Origin of the sequence: Streptomyces sp. NPDC048297, assembly GCF_043201585.1 — a bacterium.
Classification (GTDB): Bacteria; Actinomycetota; Actinomycetes; order Streptomycetales; family Streptomycetaceae; genus Streptomyces.
The window spans coordinates 1-18,792 of record NZ_JBICZA010000032.1; the positions used below are offsets into that span (position 1 = coordinate 1).

11 protein-coding genes are annotated in these 18,792 nt (G+C 69.9%); 1 reads left to right on the top strand and 10 read right to left on the bottom strand.

Annotation, left to right across the window (positions count from 1 at the left end; genetic code table 11):
• Positions 1–364 precede the first annotated feature (364 nt).
• The 3 genes from ACGFYV_RS28980 to ACGFYV_RS28990 all read right to left on the bottom strand — a co-directional run bounded on the left by ACGFYV_RS28980 (position 365) and on the right by ACGFYV_RS28990 (position 3,457).
• Positions 365–673, bottom strand: a complete 309-nt coding sequence (locus ACGFYV_RS28980) for a hypothetical protein (protein ID WP_393881452.1) — start codon at positions 671–673, stop codon at positions 365–367.
• A 463-nt stretch (positions 674–1,136) separates the two neighbouring features.
• Complete coding sequence (leuE, locus tag ACGFYV_RS28985; RefSeq protein ID WP_393881453.1) at positions 1,137–1,787, bottom strand: leucine efflux protein LeuE; 651 nt, start codon at positions 1,785–1,787, stop codon at positions 1,137–1,139.
• Between the two features lie 89 nt (positions 1,788–1,876).
• Positions 1,877–3,457 (bottom strand): methylmalonyl-CoA mutase, encoded by a 1,581-nt coding sequence (locus ACGFYV_RS28990; RefSeq protein ID WP_393881454.1) that lies wholly within the window; start codon positions 3,455–3,457, stop codon positions 1,877–1,879.
• A gap of 81 nt (positions 3,458–3,538) precedes the next feature.
• Between ACGFYV_RS28990 and ACGFYV_RS28995 the strand changes: the two genes are divergently transcribed.
• Positions 3,539–4,426 (top strand): L,D-transpeptidase family protein, encoded by an 888-nt coding sequence (locus tag ACGFYV_RS28995; RefSeq protein ID WP_393881455.1) that lies wholly within the window; start codon positions 3,539–3,541, stop codon positions 4,424–4,426.
• Positions 4,427–4,664: 238 nt separating this feature from the next.
• Here the strand turns inward: ACGFYV_RS28995 and ACGFYV_RS29000 are convergent, their stop codons facing one another.
• The 7 genes from ACGFYV_RS29000 to ACGFYV_RS29030 all read right to left on the bottom strand — a co-directional run bounded on the left by ACGFYV_RS29000 (position 4,665) and on the right by ACGFYV_RS29030 (position 17,970).
• Positions 4,665–5,786, bottom strand: coding sequence for a hypothetical protein (locus tag ACGFYV_RS29000; protein ID WP_393881456.1), 1,122 nt, complete (start codon positions 5,784–5,786; stop codon positions 4,665–4,667).
• Positions 5,786–6,448: an RNA polymerase sigma factor gene (locus ACGFYV_RS29005; protein WP_393881457.1), complete on the bottom strand. Its 663-nt coding sequence runs from the start codon at positions 6,446–6,448 to the stop codon at positions 5,786–5,788. Before ACGFYV_RS29005 ends, ACGFYV_RS29000 begins: the two co-directional genes overlap by 1 nt.
• A 428-nt stretch (positions 6,449–6,876) precedes the next feature.
• A complete protein-coding gene (locus ACGFYV_RS29010; protein ID WP_393881458.1) occupies positions 6,877–7,758 on the bottom strand; it encodes a hypothetical protein in 882 nt (293 codons plus the stop codon).
• Between the two features lie 172 nt (positions 7,759–7,930).
• Positions 7,931–8,563 carry an RNA polymerase sigma factor gene (locus ACGFYV_RS29015; RefSeq protein ID WP_393881530.1) on the bottom strand — a complete coding sequence of 211 codons (633 nt, stop codon included), beginning with the start codon at positions 8,561–8,563 and terminating at the stop codon, positions 7,931–7,933.
• Between the two features lie 489 nt (positions 8,564–9,052).
• The gene (locus ACGFYV_RS29020; protein WP_393881459.1) at positions 9,053–9,481 is read right to left on the bottom strand and encodes a hypothetical protein; all 429 of its coding nucleotides are present in this window, start codon (positions 9,479–9,481) and stop codon (positions 9,053–9,055) included.
• A 270-nt stretch (positions 9,482–9,751) separates the two neighbouring features.
• Positions 9,752–10,306: an SMI1/KNR4 family protein gene (locus ACGFYV_RS29025; protein ID WP_393881460.1), complete on the bottom strand. Its 555-nt coding sequence runs from the start codon at positions 10,304–10,306 to the stop codon at positions 9,752–9,754.
• Positions 10,288–17,970, bottom strand: coding sequence for a DNRLRE domain-containing protein (locus ACGFYV_RS29030; RefSeq protein ID WP_393881531.1), 7,683 nt, complete (start codon positions 17,968–17,970; stop codon positions 10,288–10,290). Before ACGFYV_RS29030 ends, ACGFYV_RS29025 begins: the two co-directional genes overlap by 19 nt.
• Between the last annotated feature and the right edge of the window lie 822 nt (positions 17,971–18,792).

Genomic DNA, 18,792 nt, shown 5'->3' on the forward strand with positions numbered 1-18,792 from the left:
GAGCAGCAAAAACGTCCGCTCTAGCCTGCGGGTCAGAGCAGTCCTGAGGTGCCTTTCATCCCCGGCGTGAACGCCGGGGCTTTCTGCAAGAGTCCCGGTAAATGCCGACCGCGCCGTACGGCGAACTCGCGCGCCAGTTGTCCATGGCACCGGACGAGGGCGCCGTACAGGTGTCGAAGCCTTTGCCGGTGTAATTGGTGGCGGTGGCCGGCAGGGTGGCCGCGGCAGCCGAGGGAACCGGGGCCTCGCGCTGGACACGGGGTGCCGCCGCTGGAATACCGGCGTTCGTCAGGATGGTACGTACGAGCGTCGGAGCGGTGTCGTAGGTGGCGGTGATCCGGACCCGGTCCGCTGAGGCTCGGTATTAGTGTTCGCCGGGATAGGCCACCGTGCCCTGCTCCGCGGCGGTGTTGTCGTCCGGCTCGACGAGCAGCGCCTCGGTGCGGCCCACCGCGTGACCGGGGCAGTCCTGCTCCGCACCTGGATGTCCCAGATAGACCGCGTGCTGGTCGAAGCGAACACAGGCGCTCGGGTCCTCCTCGAGGTCGACCACCTTCCAGGCGGTCGGCACGGCGAACTGGTGCCCGCGGTAGTCGAGTTGCCTGGTCGTCGTGGGTGCCGCCTGCGCGGGCGCGCTGCCGAGCGCGGCAAGACCGAGGGCCAGGAGCGCCATGGCTGTGGTGGTGGTTCCCCGGGGTCTGCGTCTACCGGGCCCCGCAGGAGTTTTGACACGTGAACGTGATCGCATTCGCACTATCCCCCTTGCTGAATTCAGAGAAAACGCACAGGAACAGGCCAGGAAAAGCACGTGCAGTGATGTGGTCGAGAAACCGTCAACGGCGTGACGGGATGCGAAGTTCCAGGAATTCAGGCATCGATAAATCGAGCATTACGGACCCCTCCCCACCGCGCCCCGGTCAACAGTGTGCCGGTCTTCCGATTGCGCCTGGTACGCCTCGGAACGCTAAAAGCACCGTGATCGCCAGTCAAGAGGACTTCGATCACGGCGCAAATTCAGCCTGCCGGCGCGGCTGCCCCGACGACGAGCAGACAGGCAGACAGGCGGACAGGCGGACAGAGAGACAGAGAGACAGAGAGACAGGGAGACAGACACGCCAACTCGGCCCCGGCGGGCGCTAGGAACTCGCGAGCGACAGCTTCACCGCGAAGCCCAGGAACAGCGCGCCGGCCGCGGACGTGGCCGTCGCGGACAGCCGCTTGCGGCGGCGGAAGGCGGCCGCCAGGCGGGTGCCGCCGAATATCAGCGCGCTGAGGTACAGGAAGCTGGCGACCTGGGCGAACGCGCCGAGGACGACGAAGGAGAGGGCGGGGTAGGCGTAGCCCGGGTCGACGAACTGCACGAAGAAGGCGACGAAGAACAGGATCGCCTTGGGGTTGAAGAGGCTGACGACCAGGGCCCGGCGGTAGGGCCGCTCCTCGTTCGCCGCGAGGGGCGCGTCCTCGGGGGCGGCCTGCTCGCGCCGGCTGCGCCACATGCCCAGGGCGGCCCGCATCATCCCGATCGCCAGCCAGGTCAGATAGCCGGCGCCGGCGTACTTCACGATCCCGAACAGCACGGCGTTCGCCTGCAGCAGGGAGGCGACCCCGGCCGCCGACAGTGTCATCAGGACGGTGTCCCCGCAGAACACCCCGGCGGCGGCGGTGTAACCGGCCCGCACACCGCGCCGGGCGGCCACGGACAGGACGTAGAGGGAGTTGGGACCGGGCAGCAGGACGATCAGGACGAGGCCTGCCAGGTAGGTGGGGAGATCGATGACACCGAACATGGTAAGGAGTGTCGCACGGACGTGCGCCTGTCAGCAGTGCCCGTCCGGAGGATGAACACGCGGCGCCCGAAACGCACATGAGGCACTCCTCAAAAGGCGACATTCGGGACATAACTTCCCCACACCTCTCGCAGTGCGTTGCACACCTCCCCCACCGTCGCCCGCGCCCGCAGCGCCTCCTTCATCGGGTAGAGCACGTTCTCCTCCCCCTGCGCCGTCTTCTTCAGCGCGGCCAGCGCCGCGTCCACCGCCCCCTGGTCCCGGTCGGCCCGCAGCCCGGCCAGCCGTGCCGCCTGGCGGGCCTCGATGGCCGGGTCCACACGCAGGGGCGCGTACGGCTCCTCCTCGTCCAGCCGGAAGCGGTTGACGCCCACGACCACCCGCTCCCCGGAGTCCGTCTCCTGGGCGACGCGGTACGCGCTGCGCTCGATCTCGGCCTTCTGGAAGCCCCGCTCGATCGCCGCCTCCGCGCCGCCGAGGTCCTCGACCCTGCGCATCAGGTCCAACGCGGCCGCCTCGACCTCGTCGGTCAGCGCCTCGACCGCGTAGGAGCCCGCGAACGGGTCCACCGTCGCCGGTACGTCCGTCTCGTACGCCAGCACCTGCTGGGTGCGCAGCGCGAGCCGCGCGCTCTTGTCCGTGGGCAGCGCGATCGCCTCGTCGAAGGAGTTGGTGTGCAGGGACTGGGTGCCGCCCAGAACGGCGCCGAGGGCCTGCACCGCGACCCGGACGAGGTTCACCTCCGGCTGCTGGGCCGTCAGCTGGACCCCGGCCGTCTGGGTGTGGAAGCGCAGCATCCAGGACTTCGGGTCGCGGGCGCCGAAGTCCTCCCGCATCACCCGGGCCCAGATCCGCCGCGCCGCGCGGAACTTGGCGACCTCCTCCAGCAGCGTCGTACGGGCCACGAAGAAGAAGGACAGACGGGGGGCGAAGTCGTCGACGTCCATGCCGGCCGCGACCGCCGTACGGACGTACTCGATGCCGTCGGCGAGCGTGAACGCGATCTCCTGCGCGGGCGACGCGCCCGCCTCGGCCATGTGGTAGCCGGAGATCGAGATGGTGTTCCACCTCGGGATCTCGGCGGTGCAGTACTTGAAGATGTCGGCGGTCAGGCGCAGGGAGGGCTTCGGCGGGAAGATGTACGTCCCGCGCGCGATGTACTCCTTGAGGACGTCGTTCTGGACGGTGCCGGTCAGCCGGTCCGCGCCGATCCCCTGTTCCTCCGCGACGAGCTGGTAGAGGAGCAGCAACAGGGCGGCCGGCGCGTTGATCGTCATCGACGTCGACACCTGGTCCAGCGGGATGCCGTCGAACAGCACCCTCATGTCCTCGATGGAGTCGATCGCCACGCCCACCTTGCCGACCTCGCCGTGCGCGAGCGGCGCGTCGGAGTCGTGGCCCATCTGGGTGGGCAGGTCGAAGGCGACCGACAGGCCGGTGGTGCCGTGGGCGATCAGCTGCCGGTAGCGGGCGTTGGACTCGGCGGCCGTACCGAAACCCGCGTACTGGCGCATGGTCCAGGGTCGGCCGGTGTACATGGTCGGGTACACCCCGCGGGTGTACGGGTACGCCCCCGGTTCGCCCAGCTTCTCGGCCGGGTCCCAGCCGGCCAGGGCCGCCGGCCCGTAGACCGGTTCGATCGGCAGCCCCGACTCCGACTCGTGCGCCATGGATGCCTCCAGCGGTCCGTTTCGTCCCTCCCCACCATGCCCCGTAGTTCGCCGGCGCTCACGCGGGGAAACATCCCCGGCATGAGGATCCCGGGGAGACCAGCCGCCGTACTCGTCTCGTGCGCCGCCCTCGCCGCGCTGTGCGGCTGCACCGTGCAGCCCCAGGGCGCCGACGGCAAGGGCCGCTCGCCCGTCCATGTCGAACTGCCCTCCAGTCGCGCTCCCGACCCCACCCGGACGGCCGAGGACGGCTCCGGCGGGAGCGGGACGGCATCGGGCACCTCCGCCGCCAAGCCCGCGCAGCCCATGCAGCCCATGCAGCCCACGCAGCCCGCGCCCGCCGTCCTGTGGTCGCGCGGGGACAGCGGTCCGGGTGTGCGCGAGCTGCAGGCCCGGCTGCGCCAGGTCGCCTGGCTGTTCGACGGGCCGACGGGGAGCTACGACGATCTGACCGAGCAGGCCGTCAAGGGCTTCCAGGGCAAGCGCGGACTGCCCCCGACGGGTGAGACGGACACCGTCACCTGGCGGCGGCTGCAGGCGATGACGCACCGGCCGGGGACGTGGGAGCTGTACCTGATGGGCGGTCAGCCGGCCGCCGCGCCCGACCCGCGCTGCCTGACCGGCCGGGTGCTGTGCATCAGCAAGAACAGCCGGACGCTGCGCTGGATGGTCGACGGGCGGACCGTGTCGACGATGTCCGTCCGCTTCGGCAGCCAGTACACCCCGACCCGTGAGGGTGTGTTCCACGTCTACTGGAAGTCACGGCACCACGTGTCCACGCTCTACCACTCGCCGATGCCGTACGCCATGTTCTTCAGCGGGGGCCAGGCGGTGCACTACTCCTACGACTTCGCGGCACGCGGCTACGCGGGCGGCTCGCACGGCTGTGTCAACGTGCGGGACGAGACGGCGATCGCCCAGCTGTTCGCGCAGGTGCGCAACGGCGACAAGGTCGTCGTGTACTGGTGAGGTGTGCCGGGCGGGCCGGCGGGAGAGGTTCGGGGGCGCGGGCGGGACCGGGGGAACGTGTCCCGCCCGCGCCGAGATGCACGAGCCGCAGGTACGGGGGGAACCCCGGCTCAGTGCGACGGCCGATGACCAGTCGGCTCACTCATTACTGCGTGGCGCGGTCCGGAAACGTCACACCTCGCGCGGAAAAAATTGCGGGATCGAGAAAACCACAGGTCACAGAGGTGATCGGGCGGAGTCACGAGGGGCTCGGCGAGGCGCCCGGGGTGCCGGCCGGCCGGTCGGGACGCGGCGGCGCGACGGCCTGGGCGGCGGGAGAGGCCGCACGGGCACGCGGACGACGGTGCTTGCCGTCGTGTCCGCGGTACCGGCCCTCGTGGACGTCGTCCGCACCGCCCCGGCCGCTCCCGTCTGCCCTGTCCCTGCCGTCGCCGCTCCTGCCGTCACCCCTGCCGCCCTCGCCCGGGGAGGTGTTGTTGTCCTCGGCGGTCAGCACGGCCTTGCAGTACGTGCGCACACGCGCCGGACCGCCCGCCCGGTTCGCCAGGACCCGCTTGCGGCCGGCGCCCAACTCCTTGCCGTCGCGCAGGGCACGGCAGGCGGTGGCGGACTTCTTCCACCAGGTGCCGTGCTTCCCGGAGGCGGCGCCTGAGCCCGGCCGGGCGCCCTCGCCCCTGCCCTGGTGCCCGGCGGGGGACTCGTCGGAGGACGCGCCGCGGGAGGAACCGTCCGCGCCGCCGCCGGGCGTGGCCGTGGCGGAGCCGAGGTCCGGCGAGGCCGGCGGCTCGGACGGCTGCCCCGAGATCTCGCCGGCGGGAACGGAGACGCCGGGCGCGGGCCGCGCATGGTGGAACGGGGTGGGCAGCACACCGGCGCCCGCGGCCACCGCGACCCCGCCGAGCGTGCCGGCGACCAGCGCCGCGGCGAGCGCCAGCCGGACCGGGCGGGCCCAGCGGGGACGGCGGGGGCGGGTTCCGGTACGGGGCGGGGCGCCGATACGGACCAGGCCCGCGTCGATCTCGGGTGCGGGCAGACCGAGGCGGCGGCTCGCGGCTGCGACGTCGGGGGCGCCCTCGGCAGCGGTCGCCTCACGGGCTTTACGGACCTCGCGGGCCTTGCGGACCTCGCGGGCCTTGCGGTTCTCGCGGGCCTTGCGGTTCTCGCGGAACGCGTTCAACGCGGCCTGTTCACCGGGGAGTTCACCGGTCGCGGGAGCCGCTTCGGCGGAGAGTGCGCCGAGCGCCTCGGCGAGCCGGTGCGCCCGGCCGGGGGCGGGGGCGTCGACGGCTTCCAGCGACTCACCGCGCAGCAGACGTTCGGCCGTCTCACGGTTCAGCCACTTGTTGTGCTCGTCGGCCATCACATGTCCTTCTGCGTCCGCGCACCCGTATGCGTCACACGTGCGGACGCCACCGCGCCTCCGCGCGGTTCTCGCTGGGGCGGAAGCGCTTCGAGCACGCCCGCCGATTCCGGATCCTCGCCCAGCAGCTCCGCGAGCCGCTTGAGGCCGCGGTGCGCGGCGGTGCGCACCGCGCCCGCGCGCTTGCCGAGCGTCTCGGCCGCCGACTTGGCGTCGAGGCCGACCACCACGCGCAGGACGACCGCCTCGGCCTGGTCCTGCGGGAGACGCGCGATGAGCGAGAGAGTGCAGTCGGTGGTCAGGGCCTCAAGGGCCTCGCCGGCCGTGTCGGACTCGGCGGCCCGGCCGGCCAGCTCGCTCTCGTCGCCGCCTATCGCGGGACGTCGGCCGCGCATGCGTATGTGGTCAAGGGCGCGGTTGCGGGCGATCCGGGCGGCCCAGCCGCGGAACCGGTCGGCGTCGCCGCTGAAGCGGTCGAGGTCCCGGGCGATCTGCAGCCAGGTCTCCGACGCGACGTCCTCCGCGTCCGGATCCCCGACGAGTGTGCGCACGTATCCGAGCAGCCGCGGGTGCACCGCGCGGTACACGGTACGGAAAGCGGTCTCGTCTCCGTCCTGTGCCGCACGCACCGCGGTGGTCAGCTCCGCGTCGTCCCCCAGCACCGCACTCCCTTTTACGCCCGTCCTTCGGTCGGCGCGAAAGGCACGTTACGGCGTTAAAGCGCTGCTCGTCCATGTCCGTAGAAGATGCAACTAACTCGTGACCGCGACACAGTGCGCCCGGTTCCGGGTCAGGGTGTGACAGAAAGAGCACGCTCGGCGCTGAGCTAAGTACGGGCCGCCGCGCGGCCCGTGCCGCGCGACGGCCGGGGCCTCTCCTGTGGGGGGTGGCGGCCCCGGCCGTTGCCTCGGCGTCCACCCCCCAGACCGACGCGCCGAGCCGCCCCCGCCGCGAGCCCCCGCATCCAGGGCACCCAGCTGGGCGAGCACGGCATCCGCGAGGATGCCCATCACCCGCCGGCTGGAGGACGAGGCTCGGGCACTGATCCGGGCGGCCGGCGGCGCGGTGGGTGGTGGCGGCGGATCGGGCTTCAGCCCCGTGAGCTGTTGTTCGTCTCCGAGCTGTTGCTCGTCTCGCTGCTGTTGTTCGCGTTGCCGCTGTTGCCCGACGTGGTGCCGGCGTCGGTGCTGGTGCCGTTGCCGGCGTTTCGCCCGTTGCTGCGGCCGTTGCCCTGCCCGGCGCCCTGGCCGCTGCCGCTCTGTCCGCTGCTGCTCTGTCCGCTGCCGCCCTGGCCGTTGCTTCGGCTCTCGGCCGCCCGCGCCAACTGGTCGGCGCAGTAGGCGGTGACCTGGTCCTCGCCGCCCGCGGCCGTCAGCAGCCGCTGCCAGGCCGTGGAGTCGAGCGCCTTGCCCCGGCCCCGCACCTGCTCGTACGCGCGGCAGTGCGCCAGCGTGTCCTTGGCGGTGTCCGGGTGGTCCGGGCGCGCCGAGGGCGCGGCGGACGACCCGGCCGAGGCGCCGGCACCGGCCCGCTCCGGGGCGCTCGCCCCCGGCTTCGCGTGCTCCTTGTCGGCGTCGGCGCTGTGCGAGGAGGAGTCGGCCGCGCCGATCGCCGCCACGGCGACACCGCCCAGCGCGAGGCTCGCGACGAACACCGAGAGCGTGGCCTTCACCGACAGCCCCAGGCGCCGCGGCTCCCGGGGGCGCCAGTCGTCCCGGCGCCGGGTCCGCGCCCGGTGCGGGCCGTGCAGACCCTCGTCCCGCGCGGTACGGAACGCGGCCAGGGCGCGCTGCTCGGCGGCGGGGTCGACGGGACCGGCGGCGCGCAGGGCGGCGACGAGGCTCGCCTCCAGCCGGGCGTCCGTGGCGCCGGGGGCGGGGACGTCGGCGGACCGGGCTGCGTGGGGCGTGTCGCCACCGGGGTGTACGTGCCGACGGCCGGGACGTCCACCGTCGCTGTGCCGCTCACCCATGTCAGTTCCCGTCCCTGTCCGATCTGTGTGTCACGCGCCGTCTGTCACGTGCTTTCTGCCCCGCGGGATGCACCCGGCATCCCCGGATTCATACGGCCCCCAGCCGCCGGCGTTCATCCGTGCGGCGTGGGAGCCGTTCCACCACGTCACGCCGCACGCTGTCGCGCATGCTTCATTTCGACTCCCCCAGCGTGCTGGGGCCCCCATCCGTCACACCTTCGTCCGTGCCGCCCTGAACGCCCAGCTGGCGGGCGAGCCGTTTCAGCCCCCGGTAGGCGGCCGTACGCACCGCGCCGGGCCGCTTGCCGAGGACACGTGCGGCGGCCGGTCCGTCCAGGCCGACCACGACCCTCAGCAGCACCGCCTCGGCCTGGTCGCGCGGCAGCGCGCCGACCATCTCAAGGGCATGCGCGGTGGACAGGGACTCCAGCGCCTGGTCGTGGGTGCTCTGCGGTCCGGGCAGGTCCAGTACGTCCTGTTCGAGCGTGGTCGCCCGGGGCCGTACCCGCAGTCTGCGCAGATGGTCCAGGGCGCGGTGCCGGGCGATGGTCGCGGTCCAGCCGCGGAACCCGGCGCTGTCGCCCTTGAACCGTCCCAGGTCACGGGCGATCTCCAGCCAGGCGTCGGCGGCCACGTCCTCGGCTTCGTCGCCGACCAGGCCGCGCAGATAGCCGAGCAGCCCCGGCTGGACGATGCGGTACGCGACCGCGAAGGCGGCCTCGTCCCCGTCCTGGGCCCGCGCGACGGCCGCCCCCAGTTCACCGTCGTACGCCTGCACGCGCCGACGTTCCCCTCCGTGGCCCAAGAACCGTCCTCGTCCGTACTCGTCCGTACCGAACACGCGCCCCTGTGCGGGCCTGTGCTCGAAGCTCATGGCGTCATCAGCACGGCGCGACACGACCGTCCCGTGTCCCGCGCCCCCCAGGGACATCAGCGTCACGGCGAACAGAAATGTCACAGCTCACGGGTCGATCCCAGCTCCGCCCGAGTCCCGCCGGAGTACGACCCGCGCGGCACGGAGACACAACCGGGCGTGGCGGGCCACCGGTTGAAGTCGCTGACGAGCGCCTTGGCTTACTACGTCGGGCAGTTGACCAGATGCTCGCCGCCCCGGACCCGGCCCCCGCCTTCGCGTCTTCCCCCCCGCCCGAGAACCGGCGGACGGCCAGAACGAGGGCCGGTTGCACGACAGCGGTGGCTCCGGATGCGACCGCACGGACGAACCGGACTTCGCGCATCGGCTACTGGAGAGTCACGGCGGACTGACCGGCACGGGCGGCGCGGGCGGCGCGGGTCAGCCCGGATCCCGGCGCGCCCGCCCGTGCAGGGTCAGCCAGAAGGTCTGCAAGGAGTCCTCCGGGCCGCCCCCTTCGAAGCGGTTGACCACCTTGCCCAGCGGGTTCCACACCCGGCCGTCGGGCATCCGCACCCCCACCGGCTGGCCGAAGTAGACGCGCTGCTCGGCGTCGAAGTCCAGCCACACCGCGCCGGCGCGGCGCACCAGCACCTCACCGACGTACGCCCCGAGCCCGAGCAGTGGGTTCAGCGCCCGTTGCCGGCCGGCGCCGCCCTTGCGCAGTCCGTCGATCAGGAAGTCCACGACCCGCAGGCTGCCCTCGGAGTAGTCCAGCGGCAGCCGGCTGCGGGCGGTGGCGCGGGCGACGAACGCGGCCGCGCAGCCGCGCATGTCGCTCGCCCGCGGTCGCGTGTCCACTTCACCCATGACAACGTTCCCCCTTCGCTCAGGCCAGGGGGAGCGGTCGGCCAATCCCCCGTGATCATCAAGCGGAATCCACCTCTCCCGCATCACAGGTCATGGACGTGTCAATCGCCACATGGAATCTCTCACCGGATGCGCAACCTTCTTACCTGGCCGCGCGTCCGCCGCTCACCAGCCACCCGACGACGAGGACCCGGGTGCCCCATGGCGATCGCCCCCGGGGAATCCCGGGGGCGATCGTTCTTTCACATGGGGCGGGAGCTCAGCGGCCGATCAGTCGATACGGTCGTCCAGGCCCAGCACTTTCGGGAAGTCGCCGGGGAAGTTCCCCGGCATGCCCGGTACGTCGATGGTGCGCCCGTACACGCCGGCCAGGAACTCCACGGCACCGACCGGGAACTCGATCCAGTCGGCGTTGTCCGTGCGGACGACCACCGGCCACGCGTCCGGGTCCGCGGGACTCGTCTTCCAGTAGAAGACGTCCCCCGAATTGGACGACGCCCAGCCGATCAGGCCTCCCGGCTGGGGGAAGGGGACATAGCCCTCCATGTCGTCCATCTCGTACCAGTCCTGAAGGATCTCGTCGTCCCTGGACTCGGACGCCCAGGACGCCTCGGCGCCGGGGACCGGCAGGGACACCGTGAGGAAGTCGTCGACGACCAGCACCGGATACGCCTCCGCCAGAGCGCGGAAGTCCGAGGGCAGCGCCGTCCCGAGGTCCGCCTCAAGGGCGGCCCAGTCCACGCCGCGCCCCCCGGGGACACGCCACGGCGTCATCGCCGGAAGCGCGGCCTCCAGCTCTTCGATCCTCAGCATGTCGTCTGCCATTCCGGGCTGTTCTCGACCACGATGTTGTTGAACAGTACTCCGTCCTCCGTATAGGCGGACATCGTGATGCTGTCCGCATATCCAGTGGTATGGCTGTAGTTGACCTTACCGGTGTACATGACCCACTTCCCGGCCGCGAGCTGCTTCTCCATCTTGATCTCACAGCGCCGCATGCCGCTCCGGTTCATGCGCTTGAACCCGGTGAACAGGTTCTCGTTCACCCAGTCGCCGCTCACCTTGTCACCGACGATGTGCGTGCGGTCGAAGATGTTGCCCTTCCCCGACCGGGGGGTGTTCTGCGCCGGGTCCGGGAACCCGTACACGTTCACCGAGCCGCCGTCGTCCCGGCTCGCGAGCGGGGCCTTCAGGTCGCTCGGGCAGATCAGCGCGGTCGCGCCCTGGGCGCGGCCCTCCCCGTCCAGCGACTGGTACTGGAAGCGGCTCGACTTGGGGTCGTCCTCGCACCGCTTCTTGTTGTCCGTGCCCGAACCGTCCCCGGGCACCGGACCGGGACGCGGCCGGGGAGCCGGCGCGGGATCCGGTTCGTCCTCGCCGTCGCTGCTGAAGAGGTCCCCGATACCCGACGTGATCGCGTCGAAGGTGTCGTTGATGGAGGTCTGCACGTCATGGTTGGTCGCGACCGCGTACGTCGCGACCGCGGCGACCACGACCACCACGGCCGCGACTTCGACCACGTCGTCGACGAGGAAGAAGTGACCGTCCAGTTCGACGTTGCTCACCGGGTTGCCGCCGCCGAAGGCGTAGCGGTTTCCGGTGAACGGGTCGGCGCCGAGGCCCATGTCGGCCAGCGCTCCGGTGTACATGTCCCGGGAGGTGAAGCGGTTCAGACCCGGGCTGTAGTCGCGGAAGCCCATGTCGTACGTGCCGGACTGGGCGTCCCAGCGCTTGCCGTTGTACCGGTAGGGGTTGTAGTCCTCCTTGGCGGGGTTCTGGGCGTCGGGCTTGTCGATGCCGGTGAACTCGGAGGTGTCGTCGCTTCCGTAGGCGGTGTAGCCGTAAGTGGCCTTGGTGTCACCGTTCTTGTCGGTCACCGCGTCGACGTCGGTGTGGCTGTTGTAGCTGTAGTAGGTGTCCTCGGTCGTCCCGTCGGTGTTCTGCTTGACCTGGGACAGGCGCTGGCCCCACGGGCTGTACTGGAAGGACTTGGACAGTTGGCCGGCGACCTTCTCGTCCAGGACCTCGCCGGAAAGACCCAGGTACTCGAAGTCCGTGGTCTTGCCGTCGGCGGTCTTGGACAGGGTGCGGTCGAGCGGGTCGAAGGTGTACTTCGTCGACTTCATCGTGCCGGTCCCGTCCGTCTTCTGGGACTCGACGACGTGGTCGAAGCCGTCGTACACGCTGCGCCCGACGACCTTGCCGTTGCTGGTGACCGACTCCTGGCGGCCGAACGGGTCGTAGTCGTACTGGAACGACGTACCCGCGACGGACGCGCTCTGCAGCCGGTTGCGGTCGTAGGTGAAGGCCGTGGACGTGCCCCCGACCGTCTGGCTGACGACGTTGGAGTTGTCGTCGTTGACGTATGTGTCGGTCGACGCGCCGTTGCCGGTCTTGACCGACCTGGTGAGCCGGTCGACCGGGTCGTAGGTGAAGTCGGTGGTGGAGTCGAGGTACGCCGCGTGGTTGTCGGCGTTCATCTTCCTCGCGACGTCCTGCGACTTGTTGCCGTTGGCGTCGTAGGCGTAGGTGTGCGAGGCCACCACGGTGCCGCCGGCCTTCTTCTCCACGGTGGACTTGAGCGCGCCGTCGAGGAAGTAGGTGCTGTCGACCGTGTTGCCGTTGTTCTTGGTCTCCTTCAGGACCTGGCCGCGATCGGTGTACGTGTACGACGTGACCTTGGCGGACGTGTCCGTCGGCGAGGTGCCGACCGAGACCGTCGCGGTCAGATCACGGGCATCGTAGGTGTACTTGGAGAACTGGTCGGGGTGAGTGACCGTCTCCGGCTGGCTGTTGGCGTCGTAGGTGTAGGAGGTGGACTTCTTCGCCGTGCCCGCCAGCGACTCGGTGACCTTCTGGATCTGGTCCAGGCCCGTGTACGCGATGGCGTAGGCGTCGATCGGCGCACCGGGTGAGGTGTCGTCGATCGACGTCAGGTTGCCGTTGACGTCGTAGGCGTAGGCGAAGGTGTGCTTCTCGTCGTCCGTGTCGGCCGAGTTGTCGCGGACGAGCTTGACGCCGTCGGCGACGACCGCGCCCGCGCTGTTCTGGAACAGCTGGAGCTTGGCCGCGTTGCCCTGCGCGAAGGCGAACGAGCCGAGATCGACCCAGGTGCCCGGGGCCGCGTTCTGGTCGCGGACCACGTCCGTGGTCGTGCCGTCGGACTTGGTGACCGTGTACTTGGCGGCCGTCGCGGCACCGGTGACCTGCGGGTACTTCACATAGGCCGTGTACGTGCCGTCCTTGGGGATGTTCAGCGTCCAGGTGAACGCGTCGGTCCCGGTTCCGGCGGCGTGGACCTGGTGGTCGTAGCCCTGCTGGCCGGCCTTGTCACTCTTCGTCCAGGTACCGGTGGAGCTGGTGTTCTGGGTGTCCGAGTTGTCGACGAGCGCGACCGCGCTGCCCACCGGCACACCGTCGTCCGACTTCGACTTCAGCTTGCCGTCCGGGTAGAACGACCAGCTCATCGTGCGGTTGGACGAGCCTCCCGCCGAGGTGAGGGTACGGGCGGTCTGCCGGCCCAGCTCGTTGTAGTCGTACGTGGTGACGATGTCCCACGGATCCGTCGACGACTTGGTCCAGCCGTTGTCGAAGTACGAGTACGTGGTGTCGTTGCGGACCGTCTGCCCCTCGGACGGCGGCGCCGAGGTCTTGGCGACCCGGCCCACCGCGTCGTAGGACGTCGCGGTGTAGACGTTCGGGTCGTTGTAGCGGGCGTCCGCCGGGTCGTACGGCTGGAACTGCTTCACCGGGCGGTTCAGCGCGTCGTACTCGGTGCGCGAGGTGAAGTCGTCGGCGTTCGCCGTCTGCACACCACGCGGAGTGATCACCTTGGTGGTGTTGCCGGCCTGGTCGTACTCGTACTTGGTCGACCGTGTCGTGGTGCCCTCGTGCGGGACCTTGACCTCGGTCTGCTTGCCCCTCTCGTCGTAGGTGATCAGGGTCTGGTTGTTCTCGGCGTCCTTGCTGGCGACGACCAGCGAGTCCTTGTCATAGGTGCGCGAGCTGACCCTGCCCAGCGCGTCGGTGACCGATACGGACCGGTGGTTCAGGTCGTAGGCGGTCTTGGAGGTGTAGTCGGCGGGGTCCGTGGTCGCGTTCTTCTTCGGGTCGATGACCGTGACCAGGTTGCCGACGCCGTCGTACTCGTAGGAGATCTTGTCCCCGGCGGAGTTGACCACCGAGACGGGCTCGTAGATCTCGTCGTAGGTGTGGGTGGTGACGTAGTCGGTGGGGTCCGTCGTCGTCGCCGTGCCCTTGGGCTCGGTCGTCGTCCTGAGGTTGCCGACCTTGTCGTACGTGTAGTCGGTCCTGCGCTCGGGACCGCCCGGCGTGTCCGTGGGGTCCGTCGACGAGACCATCTGGTCCGCGGAGTCGTACGCCGCCGTCATCACCGCACCGTTGGCAGCGGTGGAGGACGTGATGTTGTCGTTGGCGTCGTACACCGGCGCGGGGGTGGTGATCAGGACACCGGCGTCCTGGTCCTTGGGCACCGACTTGGCCAGCGGACGCCCGTACGTGTCGTACGTCTGCAGCGTCTTCTTGCCCAGCGCGTCGGTGACCTGGGTGACCTGGCCGCGCTCGTCGTAGACGTACGTGGTCGACGTGTTCAGCGCGTCCGTGATGGTGTTCGGGTAGCCGACCGGCGTGAAGTCGCCGTAGGTCGTCGGATTGCCGTTGGCGTCGGTCGCCCTGGTCAGCTCGCCGTAGGCGTCGTAGTCGTACTTCGTGGTGTAGTCGTCCGGGACCGTGGTGGTCGCGACGCCCTTGGGGTCGGTGACCGTCTTCAGGTTCCCGAACGCGTCGTAGCCGAACTGCCAGGCGCGGCCCTCGGGCGACGTCTTGCGGTACAGGTCCGCCGAGAAGCCGTCGGCGCGGGTCTGGTACTCGTACTTCGCCGCGTTCGCAGGCCACTTGGAGCTGTCCGTGACGCAGGTGGCCGACTGGTCGGGCACGCCCGCCTTGTTGTTCTCCGCGTCGCGCTGCCAGAGCGGGTAGCCCGTCTTCTGGTCGTAGCAGTACGCGGTCCTTGCGCCGTTGTCCTCCTCCAGGTAGGTGACGTTGTTGTCGGCGTCCCAGCTCATCTTCGTGGTCTGGGACTTGGCGTTGGTCGTCTGGACCGGGCGGCCGAAGTCGTCGGTGACGTACTTCGTGGCGTGCGTCTCGGCGTCCGTGACCGTGGTGTCGGTGAACTTGGTGTTCGTGGTGTCGGCGGCGTAGACGAAGCCGGTGTCACCGCCGAGGCGGTCGGTGACGGTCTTCGTCCACCAGTGGTACTTGGGGTCGTCGCCCGCCTTCGGCTCGTTGTAGACCAAGCTGGTGTCGTGGCCGCGCGGATCCGTGGCCTTGACCAGCTTGACGTTCTTGTTGCCCTGGGTGGCGTCGTAGGTGAACGTGAAGTTCTTCGGCTGGGCGGAGCCGTCACCGTCGGTGAACCGCCCCAGCAGGCCCTGGACCGTGTAGAGGAAGGAGACCTTGCGGCCCGAGATGTCCGTGACGGACTTCACGTGGTCGTAGATGTCCGGGTCGGTCAGGTTGGTGCCGGTGACCTTGGCGCCCGTGCCGTCGATGTAGTCGTACGACGCGTCGCCCTTCTGGTAGTAGTCGAGCGTCAGGGACTGCCGGCCCGCCGGGTCGGTGACGTAGGCGAGGAACTTCGCCGCCTTGCCCTGGGTCTTGTGCTGCTCGTAGGTGTACGTCTGCGTGTTGCCGTTCTTGTCCACGACAGACGTCAGGTAGCCGTCACAGCCGAAGAAGAACCGCGTACCGTCCGGACGCAGCAGCGTCCACGCGTCCGGCACCGGGTCCTTCGCCGGGGTGCAGTCCAGGCCCGACTTCATGGTGATGCGGTAGTGGACGCCCGCCGGGGCCTTCCACGATCCGTCCGGCTGCTTGGTGAAGACGTGCGTGGTGCCGTCACCGTCGGGAAGCCGGATCTCGGTCGCGTTCTGCACCGGGTTGGGATGGAAGTCCAGCGCCGCACCGAGCCGGATCGGCCCGCCCAGCTGCGCCGACCAGCCCGCACCCGCGCCACCGTTCGGGTTGTCGGTGTCCAGCGAGTTGTACGAGAACCGCGCGAACGTCGTCAGACCACGCCCCGGGTTGGTGAACGCGTTGTACGACCACACGGTGTTGCCCGAGGCCAGGTTGTTCATGACCGTCGCGCCGGCACCGGTGTTCTTGCCGGTGTAGGAGTAGAACTTCTCCAGGCCCAGCGCGTTCGAGGTCGGGTCCTCGACCGCCACGTTCTGCTTCAGGGCCGGGATGCCACCCGTGCCGGCCGAAAGCCAGGAGCCGTCCGCGACCTTCTTGACGTCCCAGCCGAGCACGTACTTGGTGCGCTTGCTGCCCGTGTCCGAGTTGATCGGCGTCTTGACCTGCGCCTGGATCGTCGCCGACTGGCCGGGCGACAGCGCCGGGACGGCGGTGGAGAGCTGGTTGCCGCCCGTCGTCATGTCCGTGCCGTCGGGGAGCTGCCAGGTGTACGACAGCACCCGCTCACCCGTCGCCCAGGCGGCGTTGGTGGTGTTCGTGACCGTGAAGTCCACCGTGTAGGTGGAGTTGGGGGTCATACGGGCCGGGGTCTGCGGCGCGTAGTACGTGTCGTCCGTGGTGGAGTCGACGTAGATCACGCGCAGCAGCGGGCCGATCTGCGGGTCGGCGGCCTCCGAGGCCAGGAACATGGTCTGTTCCTGGGGGCCGGTGGCCGTCTCGTCCTTCAGCTTGACCAGGGCGCCGTGGTTGGAGGTGGGGGTGCGGGTCCAGCCCTGGGTGAGGGAGGTCGCGTCCCACCAGTGCCGGCCGACGTCCGAGACCGTGGCGACGGTGTCGGAGACGGTCCCGGAGTAGTCGCCGCCCGCCGCGGTCCAGGCGGTGGTGGTGTTGGCGTTGTTCCAGGTGGCCTGGGTCTCGGTGAAGTCCTTGTTCAGGCCGTGGAGTTCGTAGATCGCACCGTTGGTCTTGGTGGTGGTCTCCGCGCCCCACAGGAACAGCCGGGACTCCAGCACCGTGGCGGTGGTGGGGATCGCGGTGGTCGGGAACTTCAGCACCGCGCGGGTCTTCTCGGTGGTGTTGGTGGGCGTGTTGTTGCCCACGCTCAGCCACTTCTGGCCCACACCGTCCCGGCCGATCGTGTCCAGGTTGGTCGTCGGGGTCGCGGAGGACAGGGTGGTGTCCGTGACCGCGCCCGCCGAGCCCTGGATCAGGCGCATCGTGCGGCCCGCCTTCGGCACACCCACGATGCGGGTCGGCGAACCGAGGAGCTGGCCGCTCTTCGTCTTCACCGCCAGCTGGTAGTAGTACGACCGCCCGATCTCCTCCGACGACGAATCCGGCGTCGGGGTCGCGGTGGTGTCCGTGTACGCCGTCACCGACTTCGAGACCGGCGCCACGAGCGTGGCCGCCGACGGCGTGAACGCCTGCTGCGTGGAACGGTGCAGCTGGTACTCGACGATGTCGTTGCCCGGGTCACCGGTCGTGTTCGCGTAGGCCTTCCAGCTCAGCTCGGGGCCCGTGGAGTGCACCACGGTCGGCGAGTCGAGCGCGGTGCCGACCTTGCCGTAGGTGACCGTCAGGCGCGGGATCGTGGAGGTCTCGCCGCCGTAGTCGCCGTCACCTGCCTCGTAGCGCGGGCCGCCGACCGGGCCGGCCGTCGACTCGTCCGCCGCCTTCAGCACGAACCCGTTGTTCACCGACGAACCGTCCAGCCACTGCTGCACCGTGTCCGTCACCGGGAACTTGTGCCACTGGCTGTACTCGCCGATGTCCTTGTTGATCATCGCCGGGTTGGTGAAACGGGCCGCGTCCGCGATCACCGCCGTCGACGCGGACGCCGGCCCGTCACCGAGCACGACCTTGCCCGCCGTACCCGCGGCGAAGTCGATCTGCGCACCGCCCGCCAGCGGAGCCCACACACCGTTGGTGCCGGACTGCTGGTTCACCGTGTACGTGGTCGTACCGGTCTTCGACGTCACCGAGTACGGGGCGTTCGTCGCACGGTCGGTCGCCGAGACGTAGTGCACGTCGACCTGGTAGCTGCCCGCGTCCTTGATGTTCGGCTGCCAGGTGTACGTGTCCCCGGCGACCGCGTCCTTGTTGTAGTGGTAGTCGCCGCCGACCGCGTACTGCGCGAGCGTCGACGTCGACACCGGCCAGGATCCCGACGCGGCCGTGGTGCCCGCGTCACCGTCGTCCACCGTGTAACTGGTGCCGGACAGCTCACCCGCCAGCGCACTGGTGTTGCTCCAGGTCGCCGTCGACTCGTCCCAGGCGCCGGTCGCCCGGTGCACCTCGACCGGCACCTTCGTGCCGCCGCCGTCGTGCGCGTTGTCGAAGTACATCTCCAGGCGCGCCGAGTCGATCTTCGTGCCCGAGGGGATCTCGCTCAACGGGAACTTGATCAGGGAGCGGGCCGTACCGGTGGCCGTACGGCCCACCGACAGCTTCCAGCTCGTGTTGAAGTTCGTCGCCGCCTGGTCCGACAGGACCATCGTGTCCTGCGACTCCGACGGCGACGGCGCGATCGTGATCGTCGGGTCGATGACGACCGGGTACTGGCGGTCCTTCGACGCCAGCCACTTCGCGTCCGGCGTCACGGTCAGCTTCCAGGACGTGCCGTCCTTCGTGAGCTTCTGCCGCACGGCCGTGCTGTACGTCCTGCCGAAGACCGACGTGTCGGCCTTCTTCGCGTCCGTCATGAACGGCGCCGGAATCACCATGACCGGCGTGTTCGGCAGCGCACCGAACAGCGCCACCGACCCGTCCTTACGGGCGCGCGGCACCAGACCGTCGGTGTCCAGCGTGAACGTGAACTTCAGTGGACCGGTGGGGCGTTCGGCGAGGGTGATGTTCTCCTTCACCCGGCCCGGACCGACGCCGTACTCCAGGTCCGCGCCGTTCACCGCGTCCTTGTACGTGACCGTCGAGCCCTTCACCGACGGCTTCAGCGCACCGCCCGCGCCCTTGAGGCCCAGCGTGACCGTACGGCCGTCCGGCGACCGGAACCGGACCAGGTGACCGGCGTCCGAGCCGAACCAACTCCGGCCCTCGTTGGTCGTGTTGGCGTAGTCGAAGCCCTTCGCGTCCGTCGCGTGGACGGCGGTGTCGATCGACTTCCAGGACGCCTTCTTGCCCGAGCCCGAGCGGTACGACGTCGGCACCGCCGACAGCTCCGCCTGCACCCGGCCGTCCGACATCTGCCAGAACCGAGCCGTCGAGGTGCGCCGGCCCGTCAGCTCCTTGACCCGCTTCGCCTTCGGAGCCTTCACGCCCCTCGGCAGCTTCTGCCGGTCGGCCACGTCCAGCTCGTTGTG

Bases quoted from the DNA above. Each gene is read 5' to 3' on its own strand.
- leuE (WP_393881453.1), bottom strand. From the start codon at position 1,787: ATGTTCGGTGTCATCGATCTCCCCACCTACCTGGCAGGCCTCGTCCTG.
- ACGFYV_RS29010 (WP_393881458.1), bottom strand. From the start codon at position 7,758: ATGGGTGAGCGGCACAGCGACGGTGGACGTCCCGGCCGTCGGCACGTA.
- ACGFYV_RS29025 (WP_393881460.1), bottom strand. From the start codon at position 10,306: ATGGCAGACGACATGCTGAGGATCGAAGAGCTGGAGGCCGCGCTTCCG.
- ACGFYV_RS28995 (WP_393881455.1), top strand. From the start codon at position 3,539: ATGAGGATCCCGGGGAGACCAGCCGCCGTACTCGTCTCGTGCGCCGCC.
- ACGFYV_RS29020 (WP_393881459.1), bottom strand. From the start codon at position 9,481: ATGGGTGAAGTGGACACGCGACCGCGGGCGAGCGACATGCGCGGCTGC.
- ACGFYV_RS28990 (WP_393881454.1), bottom strand. From the start codon at position 3,457: ATGGCGCACGAGTCGGAGTCGGGGCTGCCGATCGAACCGGTCTACGGG.
- ACGFYV_RS29030 (WP_393881531.1), bottom strand. From the start codon at position 17,970: ATGGTCCTGTCGGACCAGGCGGCGACGAACTTCAACACGAGCTGGAAG.
- ACGFYV_RS28980 (WP_393881452.1), bottom strand. From the start codon at position 673: ATGGCGCTCCTGGCCCTCGGTCTTGCCGCGCTCGGCAGCGCGCCCGCG.
- ACGFYV_RS29000 (WP_393881456.1), bottom strand. From the start codon at position 5,786: ATGGCCGACGAGCACAACAAGTGGCTGAACCGTGAGACGGCCGAACGT.